This is a genomic window from Methylomonas sp. BW4-1, assembly GCF_052474385.1.
In genome coordinates this window covers 2,839,871-2,851,709 of sequence record NZ_CP184125.1, presented here as the reverse complement: position 1 = coordinate 2,851,709, position 11,839 = coordinate 2,839,871, and the positions used below count along the sequence as shown (strand labels likewise).

At 45.4% G+C, this 11,839-nt stretch carries 10 protein-coding genes; 6 read left to right on the top strand and 4 right to left on the bottom strand.

Annotation, left to right across the window (positions count from 1 at the left end):
• Positions 1 to 42 precede the first annotated feature (42 nt).
• From ACH5Y9_RS13150 to ACH5Y9_RS13140, 3 genes are read left to right on the top strand one after another with little or no spacing between them, the layout of a single operon-like run.
• Positions 43 to 648, top strand: coding sequence for a TetR/AcrR family transcriptional regulator (locus tag ACH5Y9_RS13150; RefSeq protein ID WP_101051582.1), 606 nt, complete (start codon positions 43 to 45; stop codon positions 646 to 648).
• A 45-nt stretch (positions 649 to 693) separates the two neighbouring features.
• A complete protein-coding gene (gene tviB, locus ACH5Y9_RS13145) occupies positions 694 to 1,965 on the top strand; it encodes a Vi polysaccharide biosynthesis UDP-N-acetylglucosamine C-6 dehydrogenase TviB (RefSeq protein WP_033157383.1) in 1,272 nt (423 codons plus the stop codon).
• 2 nt (positions 1,966 to 1,967) lie between these two features.
• Positions 1,968 to 2,972, top strand: a complete 1,005-nt coding sequence (locus tag ACH5Y9_RS13140; RefSeq protein ID WP_445366381.1) for an NAD-dependent epimerase — start codon at positions 1,968 to 1,970, stop codon at positions 2,970 to 2,972.
• Between the two features lie 54 nt (positions 2,973 to 3,026).
• On the opposite strand, the gene ACH5Y9_RS13135 is transcribed toward ACH5Y9_RS13140, so the two are convergent.
• The 4 genes from ACH5Y9_RS13135 to ACH5Y9_RS13120 all read right to left on the bottom strand — a co-directional run bounded on the left by ACH5Y9_RS13135 (position 3,027) and on the right by ACH5Y9_RS13120 (position 8,222).
• Positions 3,027 to 5,102 carry a sulfatase family protein gene (locus ACH5Y9_RS13135; RefSeq protein ID WP_445366380.1) on the bottom strand — a complete coding sequence of 692 codons (2,076 nt, stop codon included), beginning with the start codon at positions 5,100 to 5,102 and terminating at the stop codon, positions 3,027 to 3,029.
• Positions 5,103 to 5,138: 36 nt separating this feature from the next.
• On the bottom strand, positions 5,139 to 6,401 hold the full coding sequence (locus ACH5Y9_RS13130) for a putative O-glycosylation ligase, exosortase A system-associated (RefSeq protein WP_445366379.1): 1,263 nt from the start codon (positions 6,399 to 6,401) through the stop codon (positions 5,139 to 5,141).
• 58 nt (positions 6,402 to 6,459) lie between these two features.
• Positions 6,460 to 7,332 carry a glycosyltransferase gene (locus ACH5Y9_RS13125; RefSeq protein WP_445366378.1) on the bottom strand — a complete coding sequence of 291 codons (873 nt, stop codon included), beginning with the start codon at positions 7,330 to 7,332 and terminating at the stop codon, positions 6,460 to 6,462.
• 260 nt (positions 7,333 to 7,592) lie between these two features.
• The gene (locus tag ACH5Y9_RS13120) at positions 7,593 to 8,222 is read right to left on the bottom strand and encodes a polysaccharide deacetylase family protein (RefSeq protein WP_445366377.1); all 630 of its coding nucleotides are present in this window, start codon (positions 8,220 to 8,222) and stop codon (positions 7,593 to 7,595) included.
• Between the two features lie 385 nt (positions 8,223 to 8,607).
• Between ACH5Y9_RS13120 and ACH5Y9_RS13115 the strand changes: the two genes are divergently transcribed.
• From ACH5Y9_RS13115 to ACH5Y9_RS13105, 3 genes are all read left to right on the top strand, one after another.
• On the top strand, positions 8,608 to 9,057 hold the full coding sequence (locus tag ACH5Y9_RS13115; protein ID WP_319960544.1) for an SUF system Fe-S cluster assembly regulator: 450 nt from the start codon (positions 8,608 to 8,610) through the stop codon (positions 9,055 to 9,057).
• A gap of 15 nt (positions 9,058 to 9,072) precedes the next feature.
• Positions 9,073 to 10,521, top strand: a complete 1,449-nt coding sequence (sufB, locus tag ACH5Y9_RS13110) for a Fe-S cluster assembly protein SufB (protein ID WP_445366376.1) — start codon at positions 9,073 to 9,075, stop codon at positions 10,519 to 10,521.
• 527 nt (positions 10,522 to 11,048) lie between these two features.
• Positions 11,049 to 11,618, top strand: coding sequence for a hypothetical protein (locus ACH5Y9_RS13105; protein WP_415878709.1), 570 nt, complete (start codon positions 11,049 to 11,051; stop codon positions 11,616 to 11,618).
• Positions 11,619 to 11,839 lie beyond the last annotated feature (221 nt).

Sequence of the window (11,839 nt, the reverse complement as noted above, 5' to 3'; positions counted from 1 at the left end):
CACAACAGAGAGTAAACAGCAGGTAAAGCTGTATATAAGAGCATGGAACAAGAATTAGAATTAGAAAATAAACCGAATAAAACCATCAGTCAGGATGAAGTGTTGCAGGCTGCTTTAAAGCTGTTTGCCAAGAAGGGATATTTCAATACCTCATTAACCGATATTAAAGATGCGGCGGGTATAACAACCAGTACCGGCATTAGTCAGTATTTCAAAACCAAGCAAGCCATCGCGCAAACCTTGTACGAAAATATTCTGGATAGCCTGAGCATATCGATTGATGATATTCGCCGCCGTAATCGCAAAGCTGCCGAACAATTGCGGGAAATAGTCGATTTACTCTTCAAATTAACCGATGACGCTCCGGAAATCGTTGAGTTCTTATTATTTGTTAAAAGCGAAGAATTTTTGGCGGAGCCTAAGCCCCTGCTGGAAACGCCCGCGTTTATTAAAATAAAACGGATTTTTCAGAATGGCGTCAAAGACGGCGAGATGAAGGCGCTGGATCCCTTATTGGCCTACACTTATTTCTTCGGCATTATCAATCATACCTTGGCGATGGTGTTGAGCGGCAACTTGCCGAAAACGGCGGAAAGCTATCAGGCACAAGCTTGGCTGACGGCATGGGGCTGTATAGTTAAAAAGTAATTCAAGTCATTAAAACTCAGAGCGGGGCGGAGGAGGATTTACTAGATGTTAGATAACATTAAAATCGGTATGATTGGGCTTGGTTACGTGGGGTTGCCGCTAGCTGTCGAGTTTGGACGAAAATATCAAACCGTAGGTTTCGATATTAACCAGCATCGAATTCAGGAATTACGCGCAGGTCGCGACCATACTCTGGAGGTTAGTGAAGAAGAACTCGCCGACGCCAAGTTACTGACTTACAGCGCAGATTTACAAGATATAGCCGATTGTTCGGTTTATATAGTCACAGTCCCCACGCCAATCAACGAACATAAACAACCTGATTTGACGCCGCTGCAAAAAGCCAGCGATTTGTTGGGTAAGGTAATAAAGTCCGGCGATATCGTCATTTACGAATCCACTGTTTACCCCGGCGCAACCGAAGAGGTGTGCGTACCGATTCTGGAGAAAGTGTCGGGTTTAACGTTTAACCGGGATTTTTATGTCGGTTATAGCCCTGAGCGCATTAATCCCGGCGATAAACAACACCGCGTAACCAATATTCTGAAGGTTACTTCGGGCTCTACGCCCGAAATAGCCGAAAAAGTAGATGCTTTATATAAAAGCATCATTACTGCGGGCACGCACAAAGCCAGCAGCATCAAAGTCGCCGAGGCTGCTAAAGTCATTGAAAACACTCAGCGCGACGTCAACATCGCTTTAATCAACGAATTGGCTTTGATCTTTAACAAACTCGGAATAGATACTGAAGAAGTATTGCTGGCTGCGGGGACTAAATGGAATTTCCTGCCGTTTCGCCCAGGTTTGGTGGGTGGACACTGTATCGGTGTGGATCCCTATTACTTGACTCATAAAGCTCAAGCTATAGGCTACAACCCGGAAGTGATACTTTCCGGCCGTCGAATCAACGATGGCATGGGGGTATACGTCGTGTCGCAATTAGTAAAGCTGATGCTGAAAAAGCGTGTGCATGTCCAGGAAGCTAATGTGTTGATCATGGGCTTGACCTTTAAAGAAAACTGTCCGGACATTCGTAACACTCGGGTGGTAGACATCATTGCCGAATTGAAGACTTATGGCGTCAATGTCGAGGTCTACGACCCCTGGGTTAATGCTGAGGAAGCGAAACACGAATATGGTATAACGCCGGTCGCTAAACCGGTAGCAGGAAAATACGACGCGATTATTCTGGCTGTGGCCCATGACGAGTTCAGAAAAATGGCGATTTCAGACGTCAGAGCTTTAGGTACGCCGCAAGCCATTGTGTATGACCTGAAATACTTGTTTCCTACGGATCAAACAGACGCAAGGCTTTAAGAATGAAGATTATGGTGACCGGCACGGCCGGTTTTATAGGCAATCATTTGGCGCTCAGATTGTTGGAGCGTGGTGACGAAGTTATTGGTGTCGATAATCTCAACGACTATTACGATGTTAACCTGAAATTGAGTCGCTTGGATCGGATCAAGGATTTTGCCGGCTATACCGATGTCAGGATGGATATTGCCGATAGAACCGGTATGGATGCACTATTCAAAAAGCACCAGCCGCAAAAAGTGGTTAATCTGGCGGCTCAGGCCGGTGTGCGCTATTCCATCGAGAATCCGCATGCCTATATCGATAGTAATATTGTCGGTTTCATCAATATCTTGGAGGGTTGCCGGCATAATCAGGTGGAGCACTTGGTATATGCCTCAAGCAGTTCGGTTTACGGTGCCAACGAATCCATGCCGTTCTCCGTGCATGACAATGTCGATCATCCCTTGAGCTTGTACGCCGCGTCAAAAAAAGCCAATGAGCTGATGGCGCACACCTACAGCAACTTGTATCAATTGCCTACCACAGGTTTGCGCTTTTTTACTGTGTATGGGCCGTGGGGTCGCCCAGACATGGCGTTGTTTTTATTTACCAAAGCGATTTTGAATGGCGAGAAAATCAATGTATTCAACTACGGTAAGCACCGCCGCGATTTCACTTATATAGACGACATCGTTGAGGGCGTGATTCGGACCATGGATCATAACGCTTCGCCGAATCCGGACTGGAGTGGCGAAAAACCCGATCCAGGCACCAGTAGAGCACCTTGGCGGGTTTATAACATTGGTAACCAGAATCCGGTAGAACTGCTGTCTTATATAGAAACCTTGGAACGTTTTCTCGGTAAAACTGCCGAGAAAAATTTATTGCCCTTGCAGCCTGGTGATGTCCCGGATACGTTCGCCGATGTAGAGGCCTTGGTAGCGGATGTTGGTTATAAACCAAACACGACTATCGAGCAGGGGATTGAACGGTTTGTTGCTTGGTATCTTCAGTATTATCAGTGAATAATTTTTGATACCCCGATTGCGCAGTTTTAAACTGTGCAACAGCTTTGTATTTTAATTAGCAGATTCAAACAAAGGGTCACTCTCGATGTGGCTATCCAATAGCTTTTTAAGCTCCGCAAATATATCGGGATGAGACTCTATTACATCCCGATATGGATCGTTTTCTAAGTCGTATAGCTGATACACAGGTTTTGTATAAGTCGCTATATATATTAGTTTCCACTTTTCATTCTGTACGGAACGGCTTTTCGCGCGGATAACCGTGGGATAATGTTTTTCGTTGACTACCAGTGTGCCGGATTTTTTATCAGGAATATCCAGTAATTCAACAATATTGGGATATAAAATTTGTTCAGGATGTAAGCCAGGTATCTTTCCTAGCCAAATCCCTGTTTCTTGAAAAGCAAAAAGCTCCGGCGATGTCTGTGCTTTCACATAAGGAATCAAATTAACACCGTCGAGCGTTGTTGGAATGGTTATATTCAACAAATCTAACAAAGTTGGCATGACGTCAATGGAGCGGGTGGTCGGCTTAAAGTTTACGCCACCAGGCACCCCTGGGCCTTTCATCACCAATGGAATTCTGCCGCTGGGGTCGTTTCCTACCAAGGTATTGCCCTGGCCCCAGCATCCCGTTTCAAAAAAATCCGCACCATGATCGCTATATATGATGACGATGGTATTATCGGATAAATCCGACTTTTCAATATAGTCTATTATTTTCCCCACTTCATCGTCGAATTGTTTGACGCAGCTGTCATATAAATTAATAATTTGCGGGATGTCGAAAAACTCCGAGGTTTTTTCCTGTTTTTTGATAATTTCTTCCGCCGAGGCGAGTCTGGTCATAATAAACCGTGACTCACCTTTATAGTCTTTTGGGGTAAATAAGTTGTAATAGGGGTACTCTGAATTGAAAGGGACGTGAGTGGCAGAAGTGAATAAATTAATAAAAAAAGGCTGCGAGTTTTTCGCCGAATGGGCAATTAATTGGCGGCATTCGCGGCTTAAACTTCGGATCAAGGGTACGCCGGCCAGATAATAGAACTCGGGTAAGAAGCGTTTTCCTAATGCGTTATTGGTGAAAAGCGATAATACGTTTCGGATTAAAGACGGCCCTTGTCTTAGTAGTAGTTTGATATTCCATTGATCTTCAGCGACCGAGATTTCCTTGAAGTTAAAACTTAATTTTGCGAAATCGGCTCCGCACCAATCGGAGATGCATGCAGTCAAGTAACCCTGTTCGTTTAATATGTCGATCAAAGACGGTTGCGGTAGTTTACAGTCTGCCAAGGATGGATAATTATCGCGAATTTTATGGTTATGCGGCCATAATCCGGTAAATAGGGACGCAATACTTGGTGCCGTTCTGGCGACAGGGGTTATGCATTTATCGAGTCGTAAGCCGTTCGCGCTTAATTTATCAATGTTGGGGGTGAGGTTTCTGTGATAGTTGCTGCCGCCTAGTCTGTCATGGCGCAATGTATCAGAACCTATCATAATCACATTGGGTTTTGTTTGAGACGATGCTTTAACGACAGCTGGTTCGTTAACTATCGTTGCGTAATAGATGTAAGCATATAAACCAGCCAAAGCTATTATATAGAGCACTAGCGGCGTATTATTTTCTTCGATAGCTAAAAATAGAGCGATTACCGATGTTACAGACAGTAATGAAATTAATGAAAACTTTATGCCACTTATTATTTTCGGAGATAATATCTTCCATATAACAAATAGTCTGGAAAATCTATACTGGAAAGATAATTGAATAGTGCCAGGTGTATACAGGAGTTGGTGTAAAAAAAAGTAGGTAGTAATTAGCGTGGTTGATATTAAGCAGCAGCTTAAGCCTGTGATGAAATTAAATTCTATCAATGTAGTAAGCTTTGATAGTGAATAAGCTGCAATAGAACCGGGTAAGGATGTCAGAAAAAATATGACAAATAACCAAGCGGCTAACCTGGTTAGCGCGAAAATCACATAATACCCAAATTTTTTTTCTATTTCTTTTTGGATGCCGGGTCCGGTACGGGAATAGTTGTGTAAGGTAAGTATTATTAATGTAATAGTAAAAAGCAGTGCGGCAGCAGATGAGCAGTAGAGGGACACCAGTATTTTTTCCATCTCTATTTTATTCGATTGGATGAGTATGATTGGTGGCTAAATTATTATATTTCGATTTTTTTTGTACTGCTGTTCATTTGTGCGTGCTTTTTCCGAAAACTCTTGTAATGCGAATTTTTTAATTAACATCGATATAAATACTAAATGATAAATCAAATCCCAGTAGGATAAACCGAGGAAAGCGGTGCCAACCATATAGCAAATGATCGAGGTTCTGACCATTAGGCTGTAATGGCGTACCCATTCCATGCCTTCTACTTGTTTCGCTTGACTCGATAAACGGGTTAAGCCAAGAACGCTACCCAGTATCAGCGAAATCCATAATCCGAATGCAATAAAGCCATGCTCAGCAAGCATTTCTACGTAAGAACTGTGCCAATCCCGCATCGTGACATGTATCCAGCCATCGAATCCCGCCCCGGTAAACGGGTGGCTTAGTGCATGATTCCAGCCATCTGTCCATGCTTCGATACGTGACATGGCGGATGCGTCCTCCTCATAGGTCTCCAGAGTGTGCATGCGTCCGAACCATTCTTCAGGCAAATAGGGGATTACAAAAAATGTACCGCCAATTACCAGGGGTATCATCAAGTATTTACGTTTGCTGTTTGAGATCAGCGTAAACGTCAGAGCGATCATGGTAAGTAATGCCCCTCGCGACCATGATGATAATGAAGCGGCATAAATGATAGGAATGGATAGTAATATTCCTTTTTTAAGCCAGCTCTTCCGTACTTCTTTTTCCCATACTAGTAGCAACGGCACCGCAATCAACATCGCAACGGCAAATAAATTGTTGTCTTCGAATTGCGTATTGGGGGGGCCGTATACGCGGTGACCAAAGCCGGTTAGGATGGCAAATATACCACCTTTAACTGCAACAAGGCCGATAGAGGCGCCTATGGTTGAAATCAAATAATAGAGTTTTTCTCTGGTATTGATGAGTACCCATGTGAAATAGAATGGCACAAATACCTTAGAGACGAACAAAAATTTTTCCCAGGCAATATCCTGTAAAGGCGATTGGGTTGTGGTAAATATAAAATAGAACCAAAGTGTTATAAAAACTGAAATTCGCCAATCTTTAGGGATGGGCTGTTTATCTTTGGTGTTGAACGTGCTGACAACAACTACCAAAAATAACACATAGTATACCGGTAGCGAACGTACCGCTCCCCAGGCATAGGCGTGCGGATTCAAGTAGCTGAATATTGCTAATGATAGCACGCCCCACCATGGTTTTTTTAATGCGGCAACTATGCAGCATATCAGAAAAATAAGAACAACTATGTCGCGCACGGAGTTTAATTTAGTAGGTTTTAATGCATTTAACTAAGCTTTTAATGGACAGCTTAATTTAATTATTTATTAATAATTTGTTTTTCCAACGTGAAAAACAGCCACATATTTGTCCGAGAGAGTAGCTGACATTCATTGCCTGGCGCAGGCTATGTTTTGCGGTAAATGCCAATGCAAGCCATTGCCAAGTTTGGCGGACAATTTGCGAGATTAAGAATGGCGGTATGCCCAGGTAGGTGCGATGGTAGACCGGAAAGTCATTAATCGCTCCGCGATAGCCGGCCAGAAAATGAACATCTAAAAAGTAGCGCCGCCGGAGTCGCCAAGGTTCGACGGCGTGAAGTATTGCCATGTCCGGGCGGTAACGTATTCGGCGCTTTTGCTGGAGCAGCACATTAAACATCATCACATCTTCGCCTCCTCCTATGGTTTTACCTTTGCGGTCATACCTGCGATCAAAGCGCAATGCCGGATCGTTTCGGAATATCGCCATGTCGTATGCAATGTTGCCGGCCCAAACCGGTGTGGTGCTGTCTTCTATCCAGAAAGCTTGTTTGCCGTGATCTAGCGCACCTAGAAATCCCAACAATTCGTCGTCAAGCCATTCCGGACGCTTATGGTGCGTAAAGTCTATATCGATTCGTCCGCCAACACATTCGGCGCCTTCGCTGAGGTATGCGTGTGTAACGGTTTCTAAAAGTCCGGTTAAAGGTAGTTCATCGTCGTCGATAAACACCAGAATGTCGGAATTGATTGCCTCTTGTATGGCTCTGTTGCGCGCTGCGACTATGCCTTGGTTGGGCTCGTGCACCCAACGGAGCGTCGGGCCGGGTAGTTGCTGAAGTTGTTTCAATACCTCGCTTGTCGCGTCGCTACTGTTATTGTTGACAGCAAGAATTTCAAATGGAATCGGACAAGATTGTGCGCGCATGGCAAAGACCAGGTTCTCCAGACCTTTCCGCTCGGTTGTAAGTGCAAAAAGCGAATGTGAGCTTTTTAGAGGCTTTTTCCAGGCTCATTTTCGATATCTAAATGCGGAGAGTGGTAACGAGTTGCCGGGCAAAGTCATGTTCTTAGGGTTTTAGGTTTTAGGCTCGGCGTAAAAGTATTGAATTCTGGTGGGGACGAATTTATGCGCTGTTTATCGCTGTTGGTTCATAGCGACGCTAAACGCTGCATTGGTATTTGCCATCAACTCGTATGACGCAGTTTATCCCAAACACGGTTCGCATAGTAGCGAGTCATTTTTTTCCACGATACGTCGTTGTCCGCAAAGTTTAGTTTGCGGGCTAGTGTGCTGACGCTGTCGCCGGAGAATATGGCAATACGCCTAACTAGGTAAGGGTTTGGTTCGCTATCAAACCAGCCGGGGCGGGTGGTGCAAGCCATGCTATAGCCTGTCTGTTCGGCTATGGTGATTGAATCCGAGTTGAATCTGCCAAAGGGATAAGCCAGGCTGCTGACTTGGGTTGACAATAAATCTTCGAGTACAGCTTTGGCTTTTGAAAGTTCGAACTGTTGTTGGTCTGTGCTGAGTATCGATAGGTCTGGATGCGAGCAGGTGTGCGAAGCAACTTCCATTCCGGCTGCATGCATTTCAAGCAGTCGTTCCGTCGTTAGCATACGTGTCTGAGTTGATGGTTTGCCTAGCCAATGGGCATGACCGCCGATGCAATCGGTAGCGATAAACCATGTGGCCTTCATCCCAAGCGCCATCAGAGGCAAAAAAGCCCCCGGATAGTTGTCTTCGTAGCCATCATCAAAAGTAATGACCACACTTTTTTCAGGTAGCGATTTGGCACTTTGCAAGTCTTTGAACAAAACCGTTGTCCAACCTTCTTGCTTTAGATACCGCAAATGCTTCGCAAACAAGTCTGCGCTTATGGAGTAATGCGACTCGGGTTGAGCGTCGGGCGTACCGTGATACATCAAAACAATAGGGCTGCGAGTTTGGGACATGGCTTTTATCAAATGGCTTTTATCAAATGGCTTATGTTTCGTTCCTTAAAAATAAGTGTATTGCAAAAAACCAAGATTTTCAGGGAAAAGTTATCTCCAGCTGTTTTTCCGGGATGCTAAGCCAGATAGCGCAGTGCGCGAAAACCCAAAAAAGCGGTGTCCATGCGAAAGTAAGATTTTTAATAACCAAGCTATTTACTCAGGATTTAAATAAGACTAAAATAGTCCTAAATGAAAAGAGAGTGTAATGTTAAGGCTGAGTAAGTTGACGGACTATGCCACGGTTATCTTGAGCTATATGGCCAGAGACAGGAGTCGCGTGCACGGTGCCCTGGAGATCGCAGAAGCGACAGGCATCGCGCAGCCTACAGTTAGCAAAATATTAAAAATATTGCTCAAGGCCGGCGTGTTGAGTTCCATGCGGGGTGCCAAGGGTGGTTATGCGTTGGCTAGAGAGCCGAGCCGAATTACCGTGGCAACCGTGATTAGTGCTTTGGAAGGGCCGATTGCGCTGACCGAGTGCACGGCTTCCCACAAAGGTTGCGATCAAGCCAGCGGTTGTCGGATACAAGGCAACTGGCATTTGATCAACCAAAAAATCGCCAATGCGCTCGAATCGGTCACTTTAGCCGATCTGATTTTGCCGTTTAAGCAGCCGGACGAAGTCTCGATTCCGGTTAACCAGTTGTTTCGCTAATTATTGAAAACGATTATGTCTACTAGCGCCCAAGAAATTGAACATCTCATCAGCCAGGAATACAAACAAGGCTTTGTGACCGAACTGGAAGTCGATACCTTTCCGCCGGGCTTGGACGAAGACGTGATTCGCCGGCTGTCCCAGGTCAAAAACGAGCCGGAGTTCATGTTGGAATATCGGCTGAAAGCCTTTCGACATTGGCAGACCATGCCGTCGCCAGACTGGGCGCAACTCAAGATCGATCCTATCGATTATCAAGCCATCAGCTATTACTCGGCCCCTAAGTCGAAAAAAGCCGGTCCGAAAAGCTTGGACGAAGTCGATCCGGAATTGTTGGATACCTATAAAAAATTGGGCATTCCGCTGGACGAGCAGGAGCGGCTCGCGGGTATTGCGGTCGATGCGGTATTCGATAGCGTCTCGGTCGCCACCACTTTTAAAGGCAAGCTCAAAGATGCCGGCGTGATTTTCTGTCCGATTTCCGAAGCATTGCATGAGCACCCGGAATTGGTCAAACAATACTTGGGGAGCGTAGTGCCGACCGGCGACAATTTTTTCGCTGCGTTGAATTCGGCAGTATTTACCGACGGTTCCTTCGTCTACATCCCCAAAGGCGTGCGTTGCCCGATGGAGTTGTCCACGTATTTTCGTATCAACGCCGCCAACACCGGCCAGTTCGAACGGACTTTGATCATCGCCGACGAAGGCTCGCATGTGTCTTATCTGGAAGGCTGCACCGCACCGATGCGCGATGAAAACCAGTTGCATGCGGCAGTGGTGGAGTTAGTGGCTTTGGACAACGCCCAGATCAAATATTCCACCGTGCAAAACTGGTATCCGGGCGACAAAGACGGCAAAGGCGGTATCTACAACTTCGTCACCAAGCGCGCCGAATGCCGCGGGCATAACTCCAAAGTGTCCTGGACCCAAGTGGAAACCGGCTCGGCGATTACCTGGAAGTATCCAAGCTGCGTGTTGCTGGGCGACGATTCGGTTGGCGAGTTTTACTCGGTGGCCTTGACCAACAACTTGCAACAAGCCGACACCGGCACCAAGATGATCCATATCGGCAAAAACACCCGCAGTACCATCGTATCCAAGGGTATTTCTGCTGGTCGGGCGCAAAACACTTATCGGGGCTTGGTGAAGGTCGCTAAATCGGCCGAAAACGCGCGCAATCACACCCAGTGTGATTCACTATTGGTGGGCGATAAATGCGGCGCGCATACCTTTCCCTATGTCGAGGTAAAACAACCGACTGCCCAGGTCGAGCATGAAGCGACCACGTCCAAAATCAGCGAAGACCAATTGTTCTTCTGCCAGCAGCGCGGTTTGTCTGCCGAAGATGCGGTGTCGATGATTGTGAATGGGTTTTGTAAGGAAGTGTTTAAGGAATTGCCGATGGAGTTTGCGGTGGAGGCGCAGGCGTTGTTGGGGATTAGCTTGGAAGGGGCTGTTGGCTAAAAGGTTTTCTGGTTTTTCTGGTTCTCAAGCTCCGGCTTGGGAACGCGGTCTTGAAAGCTCTAGCTTTCATTGCTGTTTTAAGGTGTCGCTAACGCGACGGGATGTTTTAAGTCGGGTCTCGGCCCGACAGTCGAGATACTTTCTTTTGCTTGGCCAAAAGAAAGTATCCAAAGAAAAGGCCACCCGGAATTCCGCCTTAATCCTGCGCTTCTCGCTTTTGGCGAGGGTTTTCGGAAGGGCCATCCCTGGCCCTCCGAAAACGAGCGGCATCCCTGCCGCTCCCCTGCGGGCTGATCTCGCCAAAAGCTGCGATGCTCGGGGCGGAATAACGGGAACAACCCCGTCGCAGATTTAAAGTAGTTGGATATTTTTTGATGTTGAATGAATTTGTAGGATGTGCCGACGACAGGAGGCGCATCGTTCGCGACATATGCGTTTCACTGTGTTCAGCACATCCTATGAGCTGCATCAGGGGAATAAGCCCTTATTTCTAAGAGGTTTAGTTTGTGAGTTGAGACGAGTTAAAAATGAGCAAATTGGTGGGAAAACTTTTCAAGACCACAGAGATGATCGTAATCTACGTAAGTGTTTTAGTTGCATTTGTACTCGTGTTTGTTAGTTATTTTCTCAATTTTAACGACCGTGTTGCAGATGACGTTCAAGTTTGGGGTGCTTTTGGTAGTTATGTTGGCGGTACCCTCAGTCCAATTGTCGCAGGATTTGCGTTTTATCTAATTTGTAAGACTTACGAACTGCAAAAAAAAGAGTTGCAAGATACTAGGCAGTTACTTGAGGTTTCAACAAAAGCTCAGAAGGCGCAAGTTAAGCTAGCTGCTTTGACCGCTCTGCATAGTTTGAATCTAACTAGAATTTCTCAACTCGAGTTTTCTAAGCAGGCTTTATTTGAAAAAGAAGCGAAGTTTAATAAGCCTTTTGAGATTGATTTAAGTATAGTTATGCAGCAGATGAAATTGGGAGTTTATGGGAAGCCAAAAACTTATTTACAGGAAGACATGGATAATATTAATTCTGAGATAGAAAGGTTAAAAAAGAAGAATATTGGCATTGAAATTCAAATCGAGGCATTTGAATTGTAGCCGAGCCAGTGTAGGTCCTATTAGCGAAGCGTAATCGGACGAATGAATTTGAATAAACGATTAGTCTTTCTGTTTTGGCAATATATTTAGGTATTTAACTAATAGATCCAATTTTAAACATACGTTCGATTACGCTTCGCTAATCGGACCTACTATTTTGATTTATAGCTTTAATTTTCGGGATGGTTTTTTCCCGTATGCCGCGCCGAGCACCGGAGCTT